Origin of the sequence: Dongia sp., assembly GCF_041909655.1 — a bacterium.
Taxonomy (GTDB): Bacteria; Pseudomonadota; Alphaproteobacteria; order Dongiales; family Dongiaceae; genus Dongia.
This window is the reverse complement of sequence record NZ_JAYRDA010000006.1, coordinates 215,571-240,477: the sequence shown is the minus strand read 5'-3', so window position 1 is coordinate 240,477 and position 24,907 is coordinate 215,571. Positions and strand designations below refer to the sequence as shown.

Sequence of the window (24,907 nt, the reverse complement as noted above, 5' to 3'; positions counted from 1 at the left end):
GCCGGCCGTGGCCGGATCAAAGCCGTTCGAGAGCGGGCAGATCGTGGATTTCGAATTGCGCGCGGTGGAGTGTCAGGACGTGGTCTTCGTGCAATTGCTTGAGCACGCGCCCGACATGGATCGCGGTGAGGCCCAGAGCATCGGCGATGTGGAGCTGGCTCAAGGGGAGATGGCCGATATTGCCATTGAGCATGCCCTTGCCCTGCATGCGCCGGGCAAGGGTGAGGATCAGGCGTCCGACCCGTTCATAGGCGGTGCGCCGGCCGATATCGACCAATTGCTCTTCCGTGGCGGCGTTGGATTCGACGCAGAGCAATTCCGCGCGCCGCGCCACATCGGGATGCGCGCCGACGAAGGCCGCGAAGCGCTCGCGGTCGAAAGTGCAGATGGTACAGGGTGTCAGCGCCTGGACCGAGAAGGCGCCGCGATCGAGGAACAGCATGCGCATGCTGATGGCATCGCCGGGCAGCGCGAAGGAGAGGATCTGGCGGCGCCCGCCGGTCAGCAGCCGGTAGCGGAAGGCCCAGCCGCTATAGAGAATGTGGAGCTCCCGCGCGATCTCGCCCGCGCGGTAGATGACGCGCTTGGGCGGCACGTTGCGGCTGGTCAGGCGCAGCGCCTCGACGGCCGCGGCCCTGCCGGCATCCGTGCCGCCATAGAAGGCGTTGGCAAAGCGCGGACATTGCGCGCAGCCCATGGCAACGGACGGACAGGTCCGCATCGTCAGCACCCCTTACTCTGGTAGAACACCGCCCCGGCCCGGCTATTTGATGAAACCGCCAAGTCTTGTCAATGCAGGGGCCCCGGCAACAACAAACATATGTTTAATACATAAGTATAGTTTGCAGGTTTCAAACCCATTTACTTGGGTTTATCTACCGAGACAGTAGAATTTTAGGATATTTTTACTGCTCCGGCTCAACATTACAAAATATACTCAAATAACGACTTGATTCCTATTGTTCGCGACAAGACAAGTGTCGGTGGGGAGACCGAGAGATGTCGAGGCGGCAAGGTGACACAGGGTTGGAACGCCCCGGAAAGGCCGCCGATTCCGTGGCCCAGCGCCGCCGCTCCACCACAGAACGGAGCATACGCAGGCAATTGCGCGCCACTCAAATCCATTTCGCCAAGATCGTCGAGCTGTCAACCGACGCCATCATCTCCGTCGATGCCAACGGTCTCATCACCCTGTTCAGCGCCGGGGCCGAGGCCATGTTCGGCTATCGGGCCGAGAAGGTGATCGGCCGGTCGATCGAATTGCTGATTCCCAAAAGGCTGCGCAACAAGCATCGCGCGCATATCGCCGCCTTCATCGCTGCGAAGAGCGGCACAAGGCGCATGGGCCAGCGCGGCGAGATCCTGGCGCGGCGGCGCGGCGGCGGGGAATTCCCGGCCGAGGCCTCGATCATGCATTACGAATTGCAGGGCGAGCAGGTCCTGACCGCGATCCTGCGCGACATCAGCGACCGCGTCGCCGCCGAAATGGCGCGGCGCGACGCCACGCGCCAGGCCGATCTCGCCAACCGGGCGAAAACCGAATTCCTGGCCAATATGAGCCATGAATTGCGGACCCCCCTCAATGCCATCATCGGGTTTACGGAGGTCATGACGCGCGAGACCTTCGGGCCGCTCGGCTCCGAGCGATACAGGGGCTATTGCAAGGATATCGGCGAAGCCGGGCGGCATCTCCTCAGCCTCATCAACGACATCCTGGACGTCGCCAAGATCGAGGCCGGACAGATGCGGCCCCATGAGCGTGAAATCGACGCGGCCGATGCCATCAGATCCTGTCTCAGGATGGTGCGGGAACGGGCGGAAGCGGCGGGGCTGTCGGTGCGGACCGAGATCGCCCCGGATTTGCCGCCCCTCCTCTGTGACGAGCGGCTGCTGAAGCAGATGCTGCTCAACCTGCTGTCGAACGCCATCAAGTTCACACCCGAGGGCAGCATCACGGTGACAGCACACCTCGCCCAGGACGGCGCGCTGCAGATCGCCATCAACGATACCGGCATCGGCATCGCCGGGCCGGATATTCCCAAGGCGCTGCAGCCCTTCGGCCAGGTCGACAGCACCGCCACCCGGAAATTCGGCGGCACCGGCCTCGGCCTGCATCTGGTGAAGACCATGGTCGAGCTGCATGACGGGCATCTCGATCTTGCGAGTGCCGTCGGTATCGGCACCACGGCAACCCTGACCTTTCCGGCCGCCCGTCTGCGGCCGAACGGATCCGGCAACATCGCGGAGGAACGAATCCGCGCTTAAGAGGGGAAATCGAGATGGATGCGATCACGAAGTTCGTGCCTGCCGCCCAGGGGGACGGCCAGGCACAAAGACTGCGTTTCGTCGAGATGTCGGACCAGACCACCGCTTTGCTGCGCGCGTTCTGGCCGGTGGTCGCCGCCAATCTGCCCGCGATCCTCGACGCGTTCTACGACCATATCGGCGCCTTTCCGGAACTGGCAGCCCTGATCGGCGGTCATCGCGACCGGCTGAAGAGCGCACAGACCAAACATTGGGCGCATCTTTTCGCCGGCAGATTCGACGCGGAATATGTGGCGAGCGTCGAGGCGATCGGCCATGCGCATAACCGGATCGGGCTGGAGCCGCGCTGGTATATCGGCGGCTACAGTTTCGTGCTGCAACGCCTGCTCGCCGTGGCGGCGCGGCAAAAACGCTGGCAGGCCGCGGGGTCCGGCAATCTATGCGCCGCGATCAGTGCCGCCGTGCTGCTCGACATCGATTTCGCCATTTCCACCTATCAGCAAGCCATGCTGCGCGAGCGGCAGCGCCGGCAGGAAATCGTGGCAGATGCCATCGCGAGCTTCGATGCAGCGATGCAAGGAGCGTTGGGCGCGGTCGATGCCGCGGCGGTGGAACTGCAGGGAACGGCGGTAACGCTTAACCAGGCGGTGGGCGTCGCCGCAACACAGACCGAGGGTGTCATTGAGGCCGCGCAAGCCGCCACCAGCAACGTCCATGCGGTGGCGTCCGCCGCCGATCAGCTCTCGGCCTCGATCAGCGAGATCGGCCAGCAGGTGACGCAGTCCCGCAACGTCAACCAGAGCGCCGTCGACGAATCGCAGAACGCCGAGAATTCGATGCAGGAACTGACCGGCGTTGCCGGCAAGATCGGCCATGTGGTGAAGCTGATCAGCGACATCGCCAGCCAGACCAATCTGCTGGCCTTGAACGCGACGATCGAGGCGGCCCGTGCCGGTGAGGCGGGCAAAGGTTTCGCCGTGGTGGCTTCGGAAGTGAAGAACCTCGCCGGCCAGACCGGACGCGCCACCGAGGAGATCACCACCCAGGTTCAGGCGATCCAGGACGAGACCAGGAGATCGGCCGATATCATCGGCAGGATTTCCGGCACGATCGGCCGCATGAGCGAGGTGGCGACGACGATTGCCGGGGCCATCGACGAGCAGAACGCCGCCACCCAGGAAATCGCCCGCAATGTGCAGGAAGCCGCCGACCGGACGTCCTCCGTCTCGTCGCTGATCGACGGCATGACGGAAAGTACGACGAGCACGCGCGACGCGGCGGAAAGCGTGCTCACGGCATCGGGCGAGCTCGGCCGCCAGGCGCAGATTCTGCGCCGGGAGATCGAGACCTTCCTGAAGCGGGTGGCGGATGCCTGATTATTTGCCGGAATAAAGTGTCACGTAGGAAACGCCGGCCGCGATATTGACGCCCTTGTTGCCGTTGACGCTGACCGGCTGCAGGGCGATCTGGTCGCCATTGCCGCCGAAGAGGGCGTTGGCGCCGACGCCGTATCCGGCCGCGACATCGGCACCGGCGCCGCCATATTTGCCGGCCAAGGCGCCCTTGGCCACGTCGCCGGGAGCGAAGACGCCCCAATACATCCAGCGTTCGTCGGTGAAGCCGATATCGAGGCCGTAGCGGTCGAATTCGCCGCGATAGCTCTCGCGGGTACCGTCCGGGCGCTTGAAGGTACAGGTCATGTCCTTCGACGAGCCGACGATATAGCCGAAACCGCTGCCGACCTTGCATTCGAGCACGCCGACATTGACGCCACCTTCGGCCCAAGCCGGCAGGGAGGCGGCGGCGAGGAAGATGAGAGGAAGAAGCGTACGGGCGATCATGGTTTTTCTCGCGTGGTGGAGGAACGGGAATCGATGGGAATAACGAGAGAGAGTGACCCGAAGTTCCGTGGGGGATTGTGATTTTGCTGAAAGATCGAGCGCATTCCGGCCATGGCCATACAGTAAAATTCGGATTAGCCTTGGGGACCGGACTTCCTTCCTGATCCTCGCGAGTGCTCCCATGATTCTCGACCTCGATACCCGCGCCGATTTGACGCTCGATCTCTATCGCCGTGTCGCCTGGGAGGGGGCCGGATTGCGCTTCACCAAGGGCGCCATGGCACGGATGGAACAGGCCCGCGCCTCGTTCATGAAGCTGATCGAGGATCCAGAGCTCGTCATCTATGGCGTCACCAGCGGTTACGGTCAGCATGCCAAGCTGCGCTTCGAGGGTGAGGCGCGGCTGAAACACGCGCGCATCCCGCCCTTCCCCACCACCGCCCCCTTCGGCAAGGCGGCACCCGAGCGCGTGGCGCGCGGCATCGTGCTGGCGCGCCTCGCCAATTTCATCGACGGCCATGCGGCGGCGACACCGGGCCTCGCCGTCGAAGTGGCCAATCTGCTGAACGGCGGCAAGCTGCCCGAGGTGTCGCTGGAAGGCCAGGGCGGCGCCGGCGAGATTTTGTGGATGGGGCCGCTCATCATCGCCATCGCCGAACGCTTTCCGCTGGCGGAGAAGGATGCGCTCTCGCTCATCAACGGCTCGCCGGCGGCGAGCGCTCTCATCGCCGATGCCGCCATCGCCATGCGGCGACGCCTCGATCTCGCGGAACGGGTGATGGCGCTCTCGGCCGAGGCGATCAAGGCGCCGCTCGAGGCCTATGACCCGGCCTTTGAAGATTTGTGGGAAGACGCATACGAGGCGGCGAGCCTGCGACGGCTGCGCGCGTTACTGTCTGGCGGTGGTGCGGAGCGGCGGCCCTATCAGGCACCGGTTTCCTATCGCATCCTGCCGCGTGTCCTCGGCCAGTTCCGCCGTGTGATTGCCCAGGCCGAGGAGATCGCGGCCAGTTCCCTGCGCAGCGTCACCGACAATCCGGTCTTCCTGGCGCCCGACGCCACGCATCCCAAAGGCCGCGTCTTCAGCAATGGCGGCTATCACAATGCGCGCGCCTATCCGGCACTCGACAATCTCGCCGCCGCCGCCGCCGATCTCTGTGCCATCGCCGAGCGGCATACGACCAAGTTGCTCGATGGGCGCTATTCGCTGCTGCCCGATCAATTGCAGGACGATAACGGCTATCAAGGCTATCTCGGCGTGCTGGGCTTCGTGCAGGTAGGTTATGCCGAACAGGCGCGGCGCGCGGCACAGCGCACCTTCCTCCCCGGCAGCGAAGGCGGCGGGTTCGGGCAGAACGATGTGGCGCCGTTGACCGGGCTTGCCTGGATGGGCCAGGAGGAAGCCGGGCGCTGCCTCGACGCAGCACTCGCCATGCTGGGCGCGGTCGCCTCGCAGGCCTTCCATGTGACCAAACGTTCGGCACCGCCGGCTTTGGCTGAATTGCTGGAGGAGATCCGTGCGTCCTTCCCGCCGCTCGATGCACCGCGTACCTATGCGCCGGGCCTCAATGCGCTCGCCGAGAAATTCCGCGCCGAGATCTATAAGGGCAGCTCCAGCACCTGACGCGCGGCGCTGAGGGTGGCGGCAAAATCGCCGCCGGCATCGACGCGCTGCCAGTCCATCGGGCCGAGATTGTAGGCGAGCTGCTGGCGGAGCACGGCGGCATCGGCATCCGAGGCATCGTTGCGCCGCGCCTCAAGACGCGCCGTGAGGATGGCGGGATCGGCTTCCAGCCACAATCCGGTGAACGGCACCTTGGCCTCTTTTGCCAAGGCGGCGAAGGCCGCGCGCTCATCCGGCTTCGCCGCGACGGCATCGAGGATGACGCTATAGCCCGATGCGAGCGCCGCGCGCGTCGCCGCCATGAGTTGCCCATAAATGAGATCGTTGATTTCGCGAGTATAGGCGGCAGGCGGCAGTTTCTCTTCGGGTGCCAGTCCGAAATGGCGCTTGCGCAGGACGTCGCTGCGCAACCAGCGCGCGCCGGGGGCCTGGCCGATCAAAGGCGCCAGGGCCGCCGCGAGGGTCGATTTGCCGGTGCCGCTCAAGCCGCCGATGGCGATGAGGCGCGGCGCGACGGGGCGCAGCAGATCCTCGGCGCGGGCGAAATAAGCGGCGGCGGACGGCGATGGCTGGGGCAGCGCCGCCCGCGCGGTGACATGGGCGCGTACGGCGGCGCGCAACGACAGGAAGAGCGGCAGCAGGGCCAGGCCGTCGGCTTCGTCGCTGCGATCGAGATAGCGGTTGAACACGATGCTGGCGAAATCGGCATGGCCGCGATGCAGGAGATCCATCAGCAGGAAGGCGAGATCGTAGAGCATGTCGGTATTGGCGATCATGTCGCTGAACTCGATCCCGTCGAAGAGCGTCGGCTGCCCGTCGAGAAGACAGATATTGCCGAGATGGAGATCGCCATGACAGCGGCGCACCTTGCCCGCCTGGCGACGCGCTTCCAGCAAGGATTGGTGCCTATCGAAAGCGGACCGGGTGGCGGCGATCAGGCGCCCGACATCTTCGCTTGCGACTGCCGGGGGCAGGCATTCGCGCATGTTCTCGGCATTGATACGGAGAACCGCGGCGATCCCCTCGGCGCCGCCGAAACCGGGCGTCACCTCGGCCGATCGGTGGAAGGCGGCGATGGCATCGGCGGTCGCACGCATGATTTGCGGCGTGAGACCACCCTGCTCCACCAAATGACTGAACAGCGCCTCTTGTGGGAAGCGCACCATCTCGACCACCCAATCGAGCGTTTCTCCCGCGCCGTCCCAGCCGAGACGACCATCCGCACGGCAGCGGATCGCGCGGATTCCCAGATAGAGTTGCGGCGCCGTTCGGCGGTTGAGCGCGAGCTCGGCACGGCAGGCCGCCTCGCGCAATCCCACCGTGCCGTAATCGAGGAAGGAATAGGTGACGGCCTTCTTCAGCTTGAAGGCGCGGTTGCCGGCGAGAAAGATCATCGAGGCATGGGTGGCGATCACCTCGACCTCCTCCGCACCCGCATGCGAAGCAGGGTCGCGCAGAAAGGCGACCACGTCTGACTGGGTTTCGGTCCGATCGGTCATGCAGCCTCCTTCCGCGATCAATCATAACCCGGGAATGCGGCGATTGTTCGCGGCAATGCGTCTCACATCTCCTCCCTCAGGCGGGAGGCCGGGAGGGGGCATGGCCTCGCAAAGTCTTCACTTACATGCCCCCACCCCGCCGACGCATGTCGGCATTCGCCGACGGGGCCTCCCCCTGAAGGTGGAGGGGAAATGAAAGAGGCAGTTCGTTCTTTCGGGTTTCCTGACCAGTGCCAGACCAAATCCGGCGCCCAACAACAGCGCGCCGGTGATTCGGTCGCGCAGAGGGGCTCTCAACGGCTGGGGCTTGAATTTTATATGATAATCATCATATATATTGCCGGCCGGTGGTTGCCCGCGATTTTCGTCATGGCTGCATAGACTTATCGGTGATCGTCACCCTGCCGCCCATTTGCTAGCGTCGCGCCTTATTCGTCCGAGAAAGCTCCCATGACCTCTACCGACACCACGAAGACCGCGCCGGGCCGTTTCTTCTCGCAGCGCGCGATGACCGCCTTCGCGGCCTTCAGCCTGGGCGCGATCCTGGCGGGCTCGGCAGCTCCGACGCCGCTCTACCGGCTCTATCAGGAAGCCTGGGCGCTGTCGCATGTGACCCTCACCGCGATCTTCTCAGTCTATGCGATCACCTTGCTGCTATCGCTGCTGACCGTGGGGTCGCTGTCGGATTATATCGGCAGGCGTCCGGTGATCTTCGCAGGTCTGCTGCTGACGGTAGTTGCGATGGGCATTTTCTACGCCGCCGACTCCGCCACGCATCTCATCATCGCCCGCGCCATCCAGGGAATCGCCACCGGTACCCTGATGAGCACGCTGGGCGCCACCGTTCTCGATACCAACAAGGCGAAGGGGCCGCTCATCAACAGCGTCACACCGCTTTTCGGCATGTCGGCGGGCGCATTGGCGGCGAGCGCGCTTGCCACTTATGCGCCGGACCCGCTGCATCTGGTCTATGAGATCCTGCTGGCGATGTTCCTGGTGATGGCGGTTCTGGTCTGGCAGATGCCGGAGACGGTCTCGGCACAGCCGGGGGCGCTGGCCTCGCTGAAACCCCATGTCTTCGTGCCCAAGCAGGCGCGGCGCGCATTGCTGCGCGTGACTCCGGTCAATATCGCCAATTGGGCGCTGGGCGGATTCTACCTGTCGCTGATGCCCTCGCTGCTGCGCCTCGCCACGGGATTGACCTCGCCTTTCGTCGGCGGTGGTATCGTGGCCCTGCTCACCATCAGCGGCGCCGTCGCCATCCTCCTGGTGCGCCGACATGCCGAGACGAAGGTGCTGATCGGCGGGGCTGGGTTACTCGCTGTCGGCGTCGCCGTCACCCTCTCCGGCGTCTATCTGCAGGACGTGGCTCTGCTGCTGCTCGGCACATTGGTGGCGGGGTTGGGATTCGGCTCGAGCTTCTTTGGCGCCACGCAAAGCTTCCTGCCTTTGGCCGGCGCCCATGAACGGGCTGGTCTGCTCTCGGCATTCCTGGTGCAGAGTTATCTCGCCTTCAGCCTGCCGGTGATGCTGGTCGGCATGCTGGCGCCGGTCTTCGGGCTCGCCCATGCCACCTATCTCTACGGCGGCACGATCATCGTGCTGGCGCTGGTCTCGCTGACGGCGACGGTGATCGTGGCGCGGCGGTGACACCCACCACCTTCGTCATGCCCGGGCTTGACCCGGGCATCCACTCTCTCAACTGCACCAGTGGATCCCCGGGACCCACCGACGCATGTCGGCATGCGCCGACGGGCCCGGGGATGACGATTTGAGAGATCTCAATCCGCAAACGGATCGGTGACGAGGATGGTGTCGTCGCGTTCCGGGCTGGTGGAGAGGAGTGCCACGGGGACTTCGATCAGTTCTTCGACACGGCGGACATATTTGATCGCCTGGGCCGGAAGCTGCGCCCAGGAGCGCGCCCCTTGCGTCGATTCCGACCAGCCTTCGATGGTCTCGTAGATCGGCCGCGCCTTGGCCTGGAGATCGGACGAGGCCGGCAGGTAATCGTATTTCTTGCCGCCGATGTCGTAGCCGGTGCAGATCTTCAATTCCTTGAAGCCGTCGAGCACGTCGAGCTTGGTAAGGGCGATGCCGCTGATGCCGGCAACCTTGGCAGCGCGGCGCACGAGCGCGGCGTCGAACCAGCCGCAGCGGCGCTTGCGGCCCGTCACGGTGCCGAATTCATGGCCGCGCTCGCCGAGCTTCTGGCCGATCTCGTCGGTAAGTTCCGAGGGGAACGGGCCGGAACCGACACGGGTCGTGTAGGCCTTGGTGATGCCGAGCACATAGCCGATCGCCGCCGGGCCAAGGCCGGAGCCAGTCGCAGCCTGCCCCGTTACCGTGTTCGAAGAGGTGACATAAGGATAGGTGCCGTGATCGACGTCGAGCATGATGCCTTGCGCACCTTCGAAGAGAATGCGGTCGCCGCGGCGGCGCGCGGTGTCGAGCATTTCCCAGACCGGTTTCACGAAGGGCGCGATCTGCGGCGCGATGGCGCGGAGCTCGGCGATGAGGGCGGCGCCGTCGATGGGCTGCGCCCCCATGCCCTTCAGCAGCGCATTGTGATGCGAGAGCAGATTCTCGATCTTGGCCTCGAGGCCACCGGCATCGATGATGTCGCAGACGCGGATGGCCCGGCGCGCGATCTTGTCCTCGTAGGCCGGGCCGATGCCGCGGCCAGTGGTGCCGATCTTGGCGGCACCTTCGGCGGCGCCCTCGCGCAGGCGGTCGAGCTGGCCGTGGAGCGGCAGGATCAAGGCGGCGTTCTCGGCGAGGACCAGATTATCCGGCGAGACGGCGACGCCCTGGCCGCGCAGGCCGTCGATTTCCTTGATGAGATGCCAGGGATCGACCACGACGCCATTGCCGATGACCGAGAGCTTGCCGGGGCGCACGATGCCCGAGGGCAGCAGCGACAATTTATAGGTCACGCCATTGATGACGAGCGTGTGGCCGGCATTGTGGCCGCCCTGGAAGCGCACGACGACATCGGCGCGCACCGAGAGCCAGTCGACGATCTTGCCCTTGCCCTCGTCACCCCATTGTGAACCGACAACCGCTACATTGGCCATGATGATCCTCTAGACCTTAATCCGTCACGGCCGCGGGGCGGCCATCCTTCAAGACATGCGAGCACAGGAGGCGCTTGGCTTCCTGGCGTGAATCCGAGACCTGGCTCAAGCCCTGCACCGTCACCCAGCCATCGTTGCGGAGCGACGCGGCGATCGCGGCATCGCTGCCGAAAGGCAGGAAGATTCGGTTGGGCCGCGGCGGCAATGGAAGAGTCGCGAGCAGGGTATCGAGATAGAGCGAGAAGCCGGTCGCGGCCTCGCCGGCATGATTGACATAGCGACCACCGCGCCCGAACTCGCCGCGCACATTGCGCCCGAGCAGCGTGAAGGCAAGGCCGCTGTGATATTCGAAGCCGCGATGATCGGTGGCATCGATGGTGAGCGTGAGGCCGGGGGCGGCCGCGCGGATGAGCGCAACGGTTTCGGCAAGATTGGCGCGGGCGGCCGCGCTCGTCTTGGGAAGATCGAGCGCCATCAGCGCCGGCAAGGCGGTTTCGACCGGGCCTACCGCGCGCAACAGACCCAGCAGCAGATCCTTGTGCCGGCCACCGCGTTCAGCGACGCGCGCGGTATCCTTGCGATCGAGGGCGGCGATGAGATCGTTGCGCTCGACGGCCGGCAGATCGACCAGGATGCTGGGGGCAAGGCGCGGCACGTTGATGTCGACGGCGATGTCGGGGACGCCCAAGGCGCGCAGGGCCTCGACCGGGAGCAGCACCACTTCGGCATCGGCGGCGGCACTTTCGACGCCGATCAATTCGACGCCGACCTGACCCAATTGCCGTTCGGAGCGCATCTGCTCGCCTTTGACGCGCAGCACCTGACCCGCATAGGAAAGACGCAAGGGGCGCGGCATTTTCTTCAGGCGCGAGGCGGCGATGCGGCCGACCTGCGGCGTCATGTCGGCCCGGAGACCCATCATGCGCTGCGAGATCGGGTCCATCAGGCGGAAGGTATGGGCGGCCATCGCCTCGCCCGGACCGGCGAGGAGCGAATCCTCGAATTCCATCAGCGGCGGCTTGACGCGCTCATAGCCCCAGCGAGCGAAGCTCGTCATCAGGCGCTCGACCATCGCCGCCTCGAAGCCGGCTTCCGGCGGCAGGCCATCGGCGAGACCCGCGGGGAGCAGGAAATTCTCGGCAACAGGCGGCGTCGCGGCTTTGGCTGGGGGCGCGCTGGTCATGGGCAATCTGGCTCGGTCTTCCGGGTTTCCCCAAGCCGATTGGCGACCTTCCGACCGCATGAGCGCTTGGGCAAGGGCTATTAGCCCAGACCGGCCCATGACGCAAGTGCGGCAAAGCTGCCGAGGGGGTGCCACGGCGCTCCGTCGGCCGGCATTAAGCCTTTATGAAAGTTCGATTTCCCCGGTGAGCACACAGACCGCATGGCCGGCGATCTTGAGGCGGTCGCCCGCCATTTTCAGCCAGAGATCGCCACCGCGGCGGGAGACCTGACGGGCGTGGAACTCGGACTTGCCCAGGCGGTCGTGCCAGAAATTGGCGAGGACGCAATGGGAGGAGCCGGTGACGGGATCCTCCGGGATGCCGTGGAGGGGAGCGAAGAAGCGGCTGACGAAATCGATCCCGTTCGCGCCCGGCGCGGTGACGATGAGATCGCGGCCGAGAGCCTCGATGGCGGCGTAATTAGACGGCACATTGCGCACAGCAGCCTCGTCATCGAGGCGCGCCACAAAGGCGTCATAGACGCGGCTGGAAACCACCTCGCGCGGTGTCACGCCGATGGCGGCGGCGATGCGCGCGGGGATGGCCGCGTCGTCATTGGCCTCATAGGCCAGCAAGGGAAAATCAAGCTCCAGCCGCTCGCCCTGAACCTCGACGAAGAGCGGGCCGGAAAGGCTGTCGAAGCGCATCTTCCGGAGCTTGGGATCAATGAGACGCGTCAGCACAAAGGCGCTGGCCAGCGTCGCGTGGCCGCACAGCTTGACCTCGGTCGTGGGCGTGAACCAGCGCAGGTGAAAACCGCCCTCATTCGGCACGAAGAAGGCTGTCTCGGCGAGATTCATCTCGGCGGCGATCTGCTGGAGAACCGGATCAGGCAGCCAGGATTGAAGCGGCATCACCCCGGCGGGGTTGCCGGCGAAGGCGCGGTCGGTGAAGGCGTCAACCTGGTAGATCTTGTGTTTCATGATCGGCTCTCCAGCCCAAAGTCCTTAGCGCCAGATTCGGCGCGCGACTTCCTTTTCGACATCGCAGCGGGTGAGGCCGATATCTTTCAGCAGGCGGTCGTCGAGATTCTGCAGCGCGCGGCGCTGACGGTGGATTTCCATGACATCGAGCAATTTGTTCATGACCGCCTGCGAGAGAAGACCGAAGGCGGCGGTGATAGATCGATAGAACGACCCACTGGGGGCGGGACTGGATGTGGGCGATAGCGACTTGTAAGGATACATTTTACTCCCCTTTGGTAAGAATAACTGACCATTGTATTGATCGATGCCGATATTGTATCGACGCCCGCATAATTGTATTGACCAATGATCGCGTCAATCGATACATTGTCACCATGACAACTTGGCAACCAGACTTGGCCGGCTTTGCCGGGCCGCGCTATCTCGCGATCGCCGATGCGCTGTCCGAAGACATCCGGCAACAGCGCGTGGCTCCCGGCACGCGGCTTCCCACCCATCGCGACCTCGCCTATCGGCTGGGTGTCACTGTGGGCACCGTGACGCGGGCCTATGCGGAAGCGGAACGGCGCGGCCTCATCGGCGGCGAAGTGGGGCGCGGCACCTTCGTGCGCGAGGATGTGCGGCGCCGCACGGAAATGCCGTTCGACCGCGAAGCCAAGGTGAAGGCGGGCGAGTTCATCGACCTCTCGGTGAACTTCCCGACGCCGCGCGCCAATGACGCTTTGCTCTCCACCGCTTTGCAGCGGATCGCGCATCGGCCGGGCATCGATTCACTGCTCGACTATCATCACCATGTCGGCCTGCCGCGGCACCGTGCGGCCGGCGCGCAATGGCTGGCCGAACAGCAATATCCGGTCTCGGCCGACCGCGTGATCGTCACCGCCGGCGGCCAACACGCGATGACGGCGGCCTTGGGCGCCATCACCGAACCCGGCGACGTGGTGCTGGCCGAATGCCTGACCTATCCGGGCCTCAGGCGGCTCGCCGATTTCCTGCGCATCCGCCTTCACGGCCTCGCCATGGATGCGGAAGGTGTCGATGCCGAAGCCTTCGAGCAGGCCTGCATCAATCTGCGCCCGAAGGCGTTCTATTGCGTCGCCAACATGCACAACCCCACCGGCATCATCTTCTCGACCGAGCGGCGCAAGGCTTTGGCCGCGATCGCACGCAAATACGGTGTCAAGATCGTCGAGGACGATGTCTATGGCTTCCTGCTGGGGACGCGCGAGATACCGCCGCTCTCAACTTACGCGCCGGAACTCGGCCATTACTTCACCAGCGTCTCGAAGAGCATGGCGCCGGGCCTGCGCGTGGGTTATCTCGCCATTCCCGAAGGGGCGCTCGACAGTTTTGCGCAAGTGGTGCGCTCGACCACCTGGATGGCGGCACCGCTCACCGCCGAGATTGCGGCCGATTGGGTCGAGGACGGGACCGGGATGGACCTTGCCGAGGCGCATCGCATCGAGGCGATCGCCCGGCAGCGCATGGCACGGCGCATCCTTTCCGATGTGCAGCTCTGCAGCGACGAAGCCAGCTATCACACCTGGGTGAAGTTGCCGGAGCCCTGGACGCCCGATGGATTTGCGCTGGAAGCCAGGATGCGCGGTGTCGGCATCTCGCCGGCCACGATCTTCTCGCTCAATCGCAACGCGCCCAACGGGGTGAGATTGTGCCTCTGTGCGCCGGCAGACCGGCATCTGCTGGAGCTCGCCCTCACCCGCCTTGCCGAGATTCTGCACGACCGGCCGAACAGCAATTTCGGCATCGTGTGACGAGATGAATTCAATCACCAGAATCGATGCCGGCATCGGACGCGAAATCTCGCGCGGCCTCCTTGCCACCTTGCCAATGATGATCTCGGCCTTTCCGTTCGGGCTCATCTTCGGGGCACTCGCGACCAGCCACGGCCTGTCGCCGCTCGCCACCATGAGCATGAGCGTCTTTGTCTTCTCGGGCTCGGCGCAGTTCATCGCCATCATTCTGCTGGGCACCGGTTCGGCGCTTGGCGTCATCTGGCTGGCGACGCTGATCCTCAACCTGCGGCATCTGCTTTACGCCGCCACCCTGGTCGATCATGTGCGGCATCTCAATCAGGTCTGGCGCTTCGGCCTTGCCGCGTGGCTCACCGACGAAACCTTCGCGGTGATGGAGCGCCGCTATCGGCTGGAGGGCGGCGGCGCCAACGCGCATTGGTATTATCTGGCCTCCTGCCTCGGCATGTATCTCAACTGGGCGTTCTGGACCTATATCGGCATCGTCGTCGGCACGCAGTTCGAGGACATCGGCGAATGGGGCCTCGAATTCGCGATGGTAGTGACCTTCATCGGCATCGTCATGCCGGCGCTGCGCTCGCGCCCCTATTGGCTGGCGGCCATCGTCGCCGGATCGATCGCGACGTTTGCCAATGACCTTCCCTACAAGCTGGGCCTGATGCTGGGGGCACTCGCCGGCATCGCGGCGGGCCTTCTCCTGCAGGAATGGCAGCGGCGGCGCAAATTGGCGGAGGCGGAATGATGAGCGAGATCGACATTGCCCTGATGATCGGCGGCATGGCGCTGATCAACCTTGCCATACGCTGGCCGGTATATCTCTTTGCCGATCATGTGCGCTTTCCGCCGCTGATCGAACGGGCTCTGGCTTTCGTGCCGGTCACGGTGCTGACCGCGATCATCGTGCCGATGATCCTGATGCCGGGCGGGGCTGAGATGCAGATCGACTGGCGCAATCCGTATCTGGTGGCCGCCATCGTCGCCGCCGCGATCAGCTGGCGCTGGCACAAGCTGATGCCGACCATCATCATCGGCATGGCCGTCTTCGTGCTGATGCGCTGGCTGGTTGGATAGAGGGTTGATGGCGCGGCGCGACCCGGCTCGACGGCCCGGTTGCATGCCGCCGCGACCACCTCAGGTTACCAGTCGACCCTGCTTCGGACTGATCCCGATTTCGACCCGCGTTCCGCTGTTGAATTCGAGATAATCCGCCTCTATGCCGTCACTGAAGATGACGCCATTCTCCGGCATCTCCGAGACAACTTGAAAACGGCCGTTCTGCCGGATCCGGCCGATGACAATGTCCGCTCCCGTCGTTCGACTGGGATAGGGCTCGCGCACGAAATAGTTCAGGTAATCGGCATCCCAGGGGAAGGCGCCGGTCGGTGGCGCTGCGGCACTAAGTCCGAGAATGGTGCGGCTGGCACCATTGATGCCAGCATAGATGCTGCGCAGCCAGCCGGTCGAGCCGAGGCCTGTCGAAACGATGATGCCGCTCGATGACTGCCGTTCTTCCCTGTCGTCGACGGTGATTCGGTAGCGTGCCGAAACATGGCTTCGCTGCCCGATGAAGAAGTCGTTCACCGCATGGAGCTCCAGTCCCGTATTCAACCTGGCGATGCCCATCGAGATCTGCTTGACCGGTCTTTTGCCGAGCCAGACTTCCGGCACGATGTGCGCGAGGTCAGCAATCCCGAAGGGCAGCAAGACGCCGTCCCAGCGCTGCGGATCAGGATTGACCCCAATGACGGGCTGGCCGGCGAGGTATTTGAAGGTATTAGCGACCAGTCCGTCCTGACCGAGGACGACGACGCAATCGTCCTCGCCGAACACGAAATTCGGCAGATAGCGTCGTTCCAGACGCTGCACCCGACCGAGATCGCGCAGGGCGACCTCGGTCGTGACCATGGCAGATCGGTAGCGTTCATGCTCGTCCAGGTAATCCGAGAAATCCTCGCCCAGATGTTCGACATAGAACTTTGCCTGCTGCACCGTGTTGAAGCGAGCCACCAGGTCGTCCAGCCGCGTTTGACGAACCACAATCACAGTCTTTCGGTCAGTTGATGGCTGCATGATCGTCAGATCTCTTTCGCGGTCATCATCTCGCGCAACAGGTCAGGCGAGATGTTAAGCTGGCCGATCTTGGCCGAGTTGTCAGCGAGTTCGCGGAAAGCCATCGCCATCATCTGACCCGGCTGCATGCCGACGCTTGCCAGGGCTTGCAGCACCTTGGCATCCGCCGTGGCAAAGGCTTTCATCATCACTTCGATGCCGTAAGCCTTGGCATCCGCTTCCTGACGGGAGTTCTCGGCAGCCAGATCGACCAACTCCTTCTTGCGCCGTTCGATATCGATCTTGCCTTCAATCTCCTCCTGCTTGATAAGACGTTGCCGCTCCATGAACGATCTCTCGGCGTCGATCTGGGTCTCCTTGATCTGTCTTTTCTTGTTTTCGACAGCCACCTCGGTACTGAGCTCGTTTTCCTTGATTCCGCGCTCCTGTTCGACCGATGCGTTGCGACGTGCATAAATGGCTTCGTCCGCCCGTCGCAGCAGATCTTCACGTGCCTGCGCCGCCAGCGCCTTGGCCGTTTCCGGCTTCGGCTTGATCTCCAGCACTGACAAGGTCAACACATCCAGGCCAAGGGCCTGCAGCATGGGCGCATTCCTCAGTGCCTCGCTGACCGATGTAACCAGGCTGATGCCGCCAACCAGGGCCTCCTGCAGTGTCAGCTTCTCCAGTTCGTTGCGCATCGCGACCTGGATCTGGTCGATGACCCGCAGGGACAGCTTGTCAGGATCCTCAGAGGCATATCTGCCATTCGACCCCAGCGTGAAATTCAACAACGATGAAATGCGCCTGGGATCGGCGATGCGATAGATCACCTGACCCTGGACGGTCACCTCCTGATAGTCCGCGGTCGCCTCGGTAAAGATGAATGGCTCGCTGATACTGGCCGTCGGCACCACGGCGAACGAGCTCGTCGGGGCAAAGTAAAATAGGGAAAGTCCCGCCCCTTCCCGGATCGGCATGCCGTTCCGGAACTGGATCACATATTCGGTCGGTTGGGTCTTGAGAAAGCGCACACCAAACATCTCATTCTCCTTTCATCCGGATGGCACCAGCCATCCTCTGATTGAAAGATGGATACCTTAGTTGTTGTTGTCAACTAAGTTAGTTGGAAATTGACACTAAGATGGGCGTGCGATAAAGTGGCAGGATCGACGGGTTATCGACGGGAATCAGCATGACAACACCCAGACCGGGCGGCACGCGGTCAAAGAACGGCCGTGCCAATGGCGATCCGCACCTGTTCGACCGCCCGCTGGTGACCGTGGATGTCGTGATCCTGGCATTGCGCGAGCGGCGGCTTTGCGCCTTGCTCGCCAAGCGGTCCATCGAACCGTTTCTGGGGGCCTGGGCGCTGCCGGGCGGCTATATTCATCCGGATGAGGATACCGACCTTGATGCCGCCGCACGGCGCATCCTGCGCGAAAAGACCGGCGCTGAGGCGCCCTACCTTGAACAATTGCAGGCGTTCGGCAACAGACGCAGGGATCCTCGTGGCTGGACGGCGACATTCGCCTATTTCGCCCTTGTCGATGCGGACAGCCTCAGCATCGTAGCAGGTCCAGGAACGACGGAGGTAGCCTGGCGGGACATCACCGACAAGCGGCTCAAATCCGGTCTCGCCTTCGACCATGCAGAAATTCTCAGCTGTGCTGCGCATCGATTGCGCGCCAAGGTGGAATATACATCGCTGCCGGTGCATCTCCTGCCAGAGAAGTTCACATTGCCGGATCTGCAGCAGGTCTATGAGGATGTCCTTGGTCGGCGCATCGACAAATCCGCCTTCCGCAAGCGGATGGCCACGGCGGACTTCCTGGAACCAATCGCCGGAGAAAGGCGGATGGCAAGCCACCGCCCGGCGCAGATTTACCGGGTAAAACGCGGCATGCGCCCTGTTTTCTTCGACCGAACGATATGAGGAGACAGCGCCCATGAGTCATGCGACCGAGCGACCGCACGCTCGCGAGAACCGCGCGGAAGGCATCGCACGCCGCTATTGGGAGGGCATGGACCGATCCATGCCGCAGAAACTCGCGCTGCTGTCCGGCCTCATGCTGCTCGACGACGGCGCCACCGTCGTTGATGCGGGCTGCGGCTCCGGCGCCGCCGCCTACCATCTGGCTCGCCTCAATCCGCGCGTCACCGTGATTGGCATCGATCTGGACGACGAGGCCATCAACGCCTGCCGGACGAGATATCCCTTGTCCAACTTGTCGTTCCAGCGCGGAAACGTCGCCGAGCCGCTTGATCTGCAAGCCGACGCCATCCTGAGTTCCTCCACCCTGCATCATGTCTTCACCTTTGCCGATCCGCCCTACTCCCATGCCGCCGTCCTGGCCGCGATTGAGGCACATGCCGCCTCGCTGAAGGATGGCGGCGTGCTGGCCGTGCGTGATTTCGTGGTTCCCGACGGCCCCGATGATCCCGTCATCCTCAGCCTGTTGCCGAAAACGACGTCAGGCAATCCGGGGATGCTGGACGAACCGTCGCTGCTGGAGGAATTCGCACGAACGGCACGGCCGCTCGATCGCAGGCTCGGTCCAGGATTCCCGCTTGAGGAACTGGCGCCCGAACCCGGCCGACCACATCGACGTTTTCGGCTTTCGCGCAAATCGGCGACGGAGTTCCTGTTGCGAAAGGATTACCGAGCCGATTGGGCCTCGGAATTGTGCGAGCAATACGGTTACTTCACGATCGAGGGGTTCCTTGCCGCCTTTCAGGCAGCCGGCCTTGGAGACGTGCGTGCCGTGCCGGTGCTCAATTCGTGGATCGTCGCCAATCGCTGGTCGAAAAAGGCGATCCTGCAGGAAGAAGATGGCCGCATCTCTCCTTGGCCGTTCACCAATCTCCTGGTCTCCGGCCGCAAGCTCGCAAGCGGCAACGCCCTGCAAGTACGCTGGCATGCATCGCCGCCGCCCAGCGGTTACCTGAAGCAGTCGAACTGGGCAATGCAAACTGCCGGAGAGACCTGGACCCTTGTCGAGCGACCGGCGCAGGCGATCGAATTATTGCCCTGGACCTGGCGCGACGAGCGCGTGCGAATCCTGGCGCGGGACGGATACCCCCGGCCGATTGCAACAGTGGCGGATCATCGTCATCCCGGGCGCGTCATCGAGCCGATCGCCTTCGCAGGCGATGACAGTGCCTTGCCGGCCGTCGTCGAATCCCTCGGCATCACGCCTCTAGTCGCGAGCAGCGCTGCCCACCGCCTCACCTTTCTGCCCTCAGCCGGCGGCATTGCAGAAATGGCGGCGAGCTACGATCTGGAACTGACGGACCTGCCGGCGCCCAAACAACTCACGGGCCCCTTGTCGCGCGCCGGCTGGATTCGGTCGTTCGATGCACAGGACATCCTGCGCGCCGGGCAAGTCGGCGCCCTGGACGAGGCACGGCTCGAAATTGCGACGGCCTTCCTGCTGCGGCGGCTCGGCGTGGGCCTGGATGCATGGGCCGGAGACATGCCCGAACTGACCGAACCATCGGGGACGGGTTTGCCGCCAGTTTGCCAAGTGCCGGAGCTGTTCGCGCGACACACTGCACCGTTCCGCCCCGCACCAGATCCGGCCGTGCCGTGGATGGCTGTGCGCGCGGGCCTGTTCAAGGATGTCGACGCCTCAAGTACAGCGATTGCCGAACTGACGCTCGATTGGGCGGAGCCATGGTCAGGCTCGCCTTGCACGGGGTCGATCCTGCCGGTGTTGCGCCGACAAGACGGCAGCTATCTGGTCGGCATCGAATTGCGCGAATTGCCGGGCGCCCAGATCCACACCGGCAATGCGACCATACCCTGCGTCCCAGCCTGGCGTTTGTCGGCCCGACCGAAAGATCCCATCTCGGCCCGAGAAATGTTGACCAGCATGCTCGATCTTCCAGCCAGGCAATTGCTGACACCGCTCGGTGGCTCCTACTTCGCGAGCCTCGGCGTTACTTCCGAAAAGGTATTCCCGTACATCGCCGACGCCTCGTGCCTGCCCCAATCGCAGAGGAACTCGCTCGTCTTCTGCGACCTGGCTGCGCTGGTCACCGCGCATGCGCAAATCCGCGATGGGCACTTGTTGATTTCGCTGTCACGCGCAGCGCATGCTCTCGGCGTAGGAACCAGCAAGAACAACGTCGCTACCGCATCCCGTAACAGCGCTTGACGTGTTGACTGATCCGACGTCCGTGGTACCAAGTCTTATCTAACGAGAGCCACGAGTGCTCCCGGCCGCCATTCACCGAGCGAGCCAAGCAAGACAGTGAAGAGGACGCAACCGATGACTCACGATGTCGCCGCGATCCGGGCCCGGTTCCGGGAGTTGCACAAAGAGGGCTGCTTCGTGCTGCCCAATCCCTGGGACGTGGGGAGCGCGCGCCTCTTTCAGCATATGGGGTTCAAGGCGCTGGCTTCGACCAGTTCGGGCTTTGCCTGGACCATTGGCAAGCCGGATAACGGTGTGACCTGCGAGGATGTGCTGGGGCATCTAACCGCGCTTTGCGCGGCGGTCGACCTGCCGGTGAATGCCGATTTCGAAGCGGGCTTTGCCGACGCGCCGGAAGGTGTGGCGGCCAATGTCACCCGCGCCATCGCCACCGGAATCGCCGGGCTGTCCATCGAGGACAATGTGCTCACAGCCCCCTTCGGCCTGCATGACACGCCGCGCGCCGTCGAGCGGATCCGGGCGGCGCGGCAGGCGATCGATCAATCCGGTGCCGATGTGATGCTGATCGCGCGCACGGAGCTTCTGTTCAGCGAACCGGGTGCCATCACGCCGGCGATCGACAAGCTGATCGCCTTTGCCGAAGCGGGGGCCGATTGCCTGTTTGCGCCGGGCGTGAAGAAAAGGGAAGACATCGCCGCCATGGTGCGCGCCTTGGCGCCCAAGCCCGTGAACGTGCTGGTGGTGAGCCCGGAGATTACGGTGAGGGAATTGGCCGATCTCGGCGTGCGCCGGATCAGCGTCGGCGGCGCGCTGGCGCGGGCCGCCTGGGGCGGTGCCATCGCCGCGGCCGAGCAGATCCTGAAGGAAGGCTCCTTCGCCGCCTTCGCGCAGGCGGCGTCGGGGAACAAGCTCAACGAGATTTTCGAGGGGTTTGTTTAGAGGGGGCTACAGGCCCCTTAGTCCCTCCCCCTGAAGGGAGAGGGGAAGTAGGAGAACTACCTGTCCCGGATCATCGCGGCGAAAGTGGCTTCGGCGACGACCTGGCCGTCGACCTTGCCGACACCGGTAAAGCGCCAGACGGGGCCGCGGGCGCGGTCCTTTTTCACTTCGAGCTGGAGCTGGTCGCCGGGGGTGACCGGACGGCGGAAGCGGCAATCGTCGATGCTCATGAAGAGCACAATCTTGCCCTCGGCTTCCTTGCCGAGCGCGTGCACGGCGATGACAGCGGCAGTCTGCGCCATCGCCTCGACGATGAGCACACCGGGCATCACCGGGGCGCCGGGGAAATGGCCGGGAAAGAAGGGCTCGTTCACGGTCACGTTCTTGATGCCGGTCGCACTTTCGCCCGACACGACATCGACCAGGCGGTCGATCAGCAGGAACGGATAACGGTGCGGGATCATTCGCATGATCGCCGCGATGTCGATAACGCCGCCTGCCGGCATTTCCTCCGCCATCCCGCTCCCCTCACTCACCGGTAATTTCTGGCGCGCATTCTCGTCCATCGGCTCTACATCATCTTGACGGAAGGCAGAGTCTTGTTGAGCTGCGCCAAGGCGGTATCCGTAATATCCCAAGCCTGAGCACTCACGATTACCACGGATTTGTTAAGCACAAGCGTCAGCTTCCGCTGCACGGCGATCTCGCCGACCACTTTTTGCAAGGTCTGGAAGATGATCTTCTGGGCGTCATTGTAGGATTTCTCGAAGCCCTTGCGCTTCTGTTCGCCTTCCTGGCGCCAGACCTTCACTTTTTCCTGCAATGCGGCGTCCTGCTTCTGGAAATCGGCCGGCACCATGTTGGCCTTCGCGGCGTAGAGCTGATCCCGCTCGGCCCGCAACTGCTTTTCCTTGGCGACCAGATCGGCCTGGATCTGGCTGCGGCGCTGTTCGGCCTGCTTGTGCAGCGATTGCTGGGCTGAGGAGGAAGAGATGACGCGCTGGACATCGACGATGCCCACGAGCACCGGAATCGCCGGTGCTTCCTGCGCTTCGGAGGGGATGGCCGGCAACAGCAAAGCTGTCGTCACGGCCAGCGCCATAAGGGCCTTCATCATGGATCGCAAATTAAACACTTTCGTAGCTCCACAGAACATACGGGGTTGAGACCTAGAAGGAGGTACCGACACTGAACCGGAACCATTCCGTGTTGTCGTAATCTTCCTTCATGATCGGATAGGCAAGATCGACGGCAATCGGGCCAAAGGGCGACACCCAGGTGAGGCCGCCGCCCACCGACACGCGCAAGGACGCATCGTCGTCGATATTGACGTCGTTATTCTCGAGATCGGTTTCCGTCAGCGTACCGAAATCGGTAAAGGCGCGACCGCGGATATTGAACTCCTCGGGCAGGCCGATCGGGAACGTCGCCTGCAGCGTGCCGTCGAACAGCAACTGACCGCCGAGCGAGTCATTGGTGTCGGCATCGCGCGGACCGACACCGGACGATTCAAAGCCGCGCAGATTGGCACCACCCAGCGAGAACGCATCGGTGACACGCACGCGATCGCCGATGCCCTGGATGTAGCCGACACCGCCAGCGAGGCCGATCGAAACGTCGTCATTGAGCGGATAGAAATAACCGCCGCGAACCGAGGTCTGCAAGTTGAAGACATCGCCACCCACGCCGGTAAACGTGTTCGAAAGGCTGGCGTAATAGCCATCGCGCGGATCGGCCGGATTGTCGCGGCGGTCATACATGATGGTCGAGCCGACGCTGGAACGGATCGTATAGCCCTTCTCGTCGCGGATCGCTTCGGAGATATCGTCGTCGAGGTCATGCACCTTGTCGACGCTGAGGCGGTAGTTCAGCGTCTGGCGGGTATATTCGGAGAGCTCGTAACCGAGCCGGACGCCAGCGCCGGTTTGCTGCAGATCGTAGGAATCGCCGCGCACATCGCTGAAGCGGCGGTGGAAGAGATCGAAGCCCGCCGACAATTCCTTGTCGAGGAAATAGGGGTCGGTGAAGCTCAAATCGACCTGCGAGCGCTTGCCGGAGAGCGTGAAGTTCAAGCGCAGATCCTGGCCCTTGCCGAGCAAATTGCGCTCGCGCACGCCGATGCTGCCCAAGGGACCGTCAGCGGTCGAGAAGCCGGCACCGAAATTGAGTTCGCCGGTGGATTTTTCGGCCACCTTCACCTTGATGATGGTCTTGTCCGGCGCACTGCCCGGCGTGGTCTGGATATCCACGGATTCGAAGAAGGTCAGGTTGCGGAGGCGCTGTTCGGTGCGGCGCATCTTGGCGGTCGAGAAGGCATCGCCTTCGGCCAGACGGAATTCGCGGCGAATCACCTTGTCCTGGGTCCGCACGTTGCCGGTGATGTCGATACGCTCGACATAGACCTTGGGGCCTTCCTGGATGTCGTAGGTCAGGCTGAGGATGCGATTCTCGGCATCGCGGTCGATGCGCGGGCGCACGTCGACGAAGGCATAGCCGAGGCTGCCCACCCGGTCGGCGATCGCCTGAACGCTCTTGTCGACCAGATCGGCATTGTACCAATCGCCCTCGAAGGTCAGCACGTCACCCCAGACGGCGGCGGGATCGAGGTCCTTGAGGGTCGTCTTCACATCGATCTTGCCGAATTTGTAGCGTTCGCCCTCTTCCACCGTGAAGGTGATGAAGAAGGCTTCCTGGTCGGGCGACAGTTCGGCGACAGCGGAGACCACGCGGAAATCGGCATAGCCCTCGGCGAGATAGAACTTGCGCAGGGTTTCCTTGTCGACCGTCAGGCGGTCCGGATCATAGGAATCGTTCGAGGTCAGGATGCGGTAGAAAGCACTTTCGCGCGTGATGATCACGTCCCTGAGATCGCTGTCGTCGAAGATCTTGTTGCCGACGAAATCGATGCGCTCGATCCCGGTATCCTCGCCTTCGGTAATCTCGAAAACCAGATCGACGCGGTTCTGGTCGAGCTTGATGATCTTGGGCTCGATCGCGGCGGCAAAACGGCCGTTGCGGCGGTAGAGATCGAGAAGCCGCTTCACATCCGCCTGGACGCGGCCCTGGGTATAGACCACGCGCGGACGGAGCTGGATCTCGGCCTGCAGCTCGTCGTCTTCGAGCTTGTCGTTTCCCTCGAAGGCGATGCGGTTGATGATTGGGTTCTCGGCCACCTGGACCACCAGCGAATTGCCTTCGCGGCGGAAATTAACGTCGGCGAAGAGGCCGGTCGCGAACAGGTTCTTCAGGGCCCGGTCGATGGCCCGGGCGTCGAAGGGATCGCCGGGATTGATCGCCATGTAGGACCGCACGGTATCCGGCTCGATGCGCTGGCTGCCCTCGATGCGGATTTCCATGATCGGGTCGCCCGACCCGATCGACTGCGCCAAAGCCGGCCGGATGAGAGCCCCCTGCCCGACGGCGATTGTCACAACGGCGGCAAGCGCCACAGCCATCGCCACGAAGCGCAAGCGGCCAGGCCTGGCGCAGCGACTGGCGCATAACAGCTTACGCAGGAGGGCCATATTACGCA

Annotated in this window: 22 protein-coding genes; 10 read left to right on the top strand and 12 right to left on the bottom strand. The window is 63.5% G+C overall.

All coding sequences use genetic code 11. The features are described 5' to 3' along the window. Window positions 1-16: 16 nt before the first annotated feature. Window positions 17-721, bottom strand: a complete 705-nt coding sequence (locus ACE3PR_RS14370) for a Crp/Fnr family transcriptional regulator (RefSeq protein WP_374373169.1) — start codon at window positions 719-721, stop codon at window positions 17-19. Window positions 722-1,026: 305 nt separating this feature from the next. Between ACE3PR_RS14370 and ACE3PR_RS14365 the strand changes: the two genes are divergently transcribed. Then, a complete protein-coding gene (locus ACE3PR_RS14365; RefSeq protein ID WP_374373167.1) occupies window positions 1,027-2,265 on the top strand; it encodes an ATP-binding protein in 1,239 nt (412 codons plus the stop codon). A 14-nt stretch (window positions 2,266-2,279) separates the two neighbouring features. After that, window positions 2,280-3,641, top strand: coding sequence for a protoglobin domain-containing protein (locus ACE3PR_RS14360; RefSeq protein ID WP_374373165.1), 1,362 nt, complete (start codon window positions 2,280-2,282; stop codon window positions 3,639-3,641). Here ACE3PR_RS14360 and ACE3PR_RS14355 read toward each other — a convergent pair whose 3' ends face one another. Beyond that, window positions 3,642-4,106: a DUF992 domain-containing protein gene (locus tag ACE3PR_RS14355; protein ID WP_374373164.1), complete on the bottom strand. Its 465-nt coding sequence runs from the start codon at window positions 4,104-4,106 to the stop codon at window positions 3,642-3,644. A 181-nt stretch (window positions 4,107-4,287) separates the two neighbouring features. On the opposite strand from ACE3PR_RS14355, the gene ACE3PR_RS14350 reads away from it, so the two are divergent. Beyond that, a complete protein-coding gene (locus tag ACE3PR_RS14350) occupies window positions 4,288-5,730 on the top strand; it encodes an aromatic amino acid lyase (protein WP_374373162.1) in 1,443 nt (480 codons plus the stop codon). Here ACE3PR_RS14350 and ACE3PR_RS14345 read toward each other — a convergent pair. Further along, complete coding sequence (locus tag ACE3PR_RS14345; protein WP_374373160.1) at window positions 5,706-7,229, bottom strand: AAA family ATPase; 1,524 nt, start codon at window positions 7,227-7,229, stop codon at window positions 5,706-5,708. The genes ACE3PR_RS14350 and ACE3PR_RS14345 overlap by 25 nt on opposite strands. 450 nt (window positions 7,230-7,679) lie before the next feature. Between ACE3PR_RS14345 and ACE3PR_RS14340 the strand changes: the two genes are divergently transcribed. Further along, window positions 7,680-8,879, top strand: a complete 1,200-nt coding sequence (locus ACE3PR_RS14340) for an MFS transporter (protein WP_374373158.1) — start codon at window positions 7,680-7,682, stop codon at window positions 8,877-8,879. Between the two features lie 131 nt (window positions 8,880-9,010). Here ACE3PR_RS14340 and ACE3PR_RS14335 read toward each other — a convergent pair whose 3' ends face one another. The 4 genes from ACE3PR_RS14335 to ACE3PR_RS14320 form a co-directional block, all read right to left on the bottom strand. Then, entirely contained in the window at window positions 9,011-10,306 is a 1,296-nt protein-coding gene (locus ACE3PR_RS14335; protein ID WP_374373157.1) for an adenylosuccinate synthase, read from the bottom strand. 16 nt (window positions 10,307-10,322) lie between these two features. Further along, complete coding sequence (locus ACE3PR_RS14330; protein WP_374373154.1) at window positions 10,323-11,489, bottom strand: ATP phosphoribosyltransferase regulatory subunit; 1,167 nt, start codon at window positions 11,487-11,489, stop codon at window positions 10,323-10,325. Between the two features lie 162 nt (window positions 11,490-11,651). Next, window positions 11,652-12,452 (bottom strand): PhzF family phenazine biosynthesis protein, encoded by an 801-nt coding sequence (locus tag ACE3PR_RS14325; protein ID WP_374373152.1) that lies wholly within the window; start codon window positions 12,450-12,452, stop codon window positions 11,652-11,654. A gap of 24 nt (window positions 12,453-12,476) precedes the next feature. Beyond that, window positions 12,477-12,614 carry a DUF1127 domain-containing protein gene (locus ACE3PR_RS14320; protein ID WP_374373150.1) on the bottom strand — a complete coding sequence of 46 codons (138 nt, stop codon included), beginning with the start codon at window positions 12,612-12,614 and terminating at the stop codon, window positions 12,477-12,479. Window positions 12,615-12,829: 215 nt separating this feature from the next. On the opposite strand from ACE3PR_RS14320, the gene ACE3PR_RS14315 reads away from it, so the two are divergent. The 3 genes from ACE3PR_RS14315 to ACE3PR_RS14305 are packed head-to-tail and all read left to right on the top strand — an operon-like array spanning window position 12,830 to window position 15,298. Further along, window positions 12,830-14,227 carry a PLP-dependent aminotransferase family protein gene (locus ACE3PR_RS14315; protein WP_374373147.1) on the top strand — a complete coding sequence of 466 codons (1,398 nt, stop codon included), beginning with the start codon at window positions 12,830-12,832 and terminating at the stop codon, window positions 14,225-14,227. Window positions 14,228-14,231: 4 nt separating this feature from the next. Then, complete coding sequence (locus ACE3PR_RS14310) at window positions 14,232-14,969, top strand: AzlC family ABC transporter permease (RefSeq protein ID WP_374373144.1); 738 nt, start codon at window positions 14,232-14,234, stop codon at window positions 14,967-14,969. Then, window positions 14,966-15,298 carry an AzlD domain-containing protein gene (locus ACE3PR_RS14305; protein WP_374373141.1) on the top strand — a complete coding sequence of 111 codons (333 nt, stop codon included), beginning with the start codon at window positions 14,966-14,968 and terminating at the stop codon, window positions 15,296-15,298. The genes ACE3PR_RS14310 and ACE3PR_RS14305 overlap by 4 nt, the downstream gene beginning before the upstream one ends. A 60-nt stretch (window positions 15,299-15,358) precedes the next feature. Here ACE3PR_RS14305 and ACE3PR_RS14300 read toward each other — a convergent pair whose 3' ends face one another. Together ACE3PR_RS14300 and ACE3PR_RS14295 are read right to left on the bottom strand one after the other, a co-directional pair. After that, window positions 15,359-16,234, bottom strand: a complete 876-nt coding sequence (locus ACE3PR_RS14300) for a hypothetical protein (RefSeq protein ID WP_374373139.1) — start codon at window positions 16,232-16,234, stop codon at window positions 15,359-15,361. A 68-nt stretch (window positions 16,235-16,302) separates the two neighbouring features. Beyond that, window positions 16,303-17,319: an SPFH domain-containing protein gene (locus tag ACE3PR_RS14295; protein ID WP_374373137.1), complete on the bottom strand. Its 1,017-nt coding sequence runs from the start codon at window positions 17,317-17,319 to the stop codon at window positions 16,303-16,305. Window positions 17,320-17,471: 152 nt separating this feature from the next. On the opposite strand from ACE3PR_RS14295, the gene ACE3PR_RS14290 reads away from it, so the two are divergent. From ACE3PR_RS14290 to ACE3PR_RS14280, 3 genes are all read left to right on the top strand, one after another. Continuing rightward, entirely contained in the window at window positions 17,472-18,212 is a 741-nt protein-coding gene (locus tag ACE3PR_RS14290) for an NUDIX domain-containing protein (protein WP_374373134.1), read from the top strand. A 13-nt stretch (window positions 18,213-18,225) separates the two neighbouring features. Next, entirely contained in the window at window positions 18,226-20,436 is a 2,211-nt protein-coding gene (locus tag ACE3PR_RS14285; protein ID WP_374373132.1) for a trans-aconitate 2-methyltransferase, read from the top strand. A gap of 114 nt (window positions 20,437-20,550) precedes the next feature. Then, window positions 20,551-21,375, top strand: a complete 825-nt coding sequence (locus ACE3PR_RS14280) for an isocitrate lyase/phosphoenolpyruvate mutase family protein (protein ID WP_374373129.1) — start codon at window positions 20,551-20,553, stop codon at window positions 21,373-21,375. A gap of 56 nt (window positions 21,376-21,431) precedes the next feature. On the opposite strand, the gene fabZ is transcribed toward ACE3PR_RS14280, so the two are convergent. From fabZ to bamA, 3 genes are read right to left on the bottom strand one after another with little or no spacing between them, the layout of a single operon-like run. Then, window positions 21,432-21,893 carry a 3-hydroxyacyl-ACP dehydratase FabZ gene (fabZ, locus tag ACE3PR_RS14275; RefSeq protein ID WP_374373127.1) on the bottom strand — a complete coding sequence of 154 codons (462 nt, stop codon included), beginning with the start codon at window positions 21,891-21,893 and terminating at the stop codon, window positions 21,432-21,434. 53 nt (window positions 21,894-21,946) lie between these two features. Further along, the gene (locus tag ACE3PR_RS14270) at window positions 21,947-22,492 is read right to left on the bottom strand and encodes an OmpH family outer membrane protein (RefSeq protein WP_374373125.1); all 546 of its coding nucleotides are present in this window, start codon (window positions 22,490-22,492) and stop codon (window positions 21,947-21,949) included. 52 nt (window positions 22,493-22,544) lie between these two features. After that, complete coding sequence (gene bamA, locus ACE3PR_RS14265; RefSeq protein WP_374373122.1) at window positions 22,545-24,899, bottom strand: outer membrane protein assembly factor BamA; 2,355 nt, start codon at window positions 24,897-24,899, stop codon at window positions 22,545-22,547. Between the last annotated feature and the right edge of the window lie 8 nt (window positions 24,900-24,907).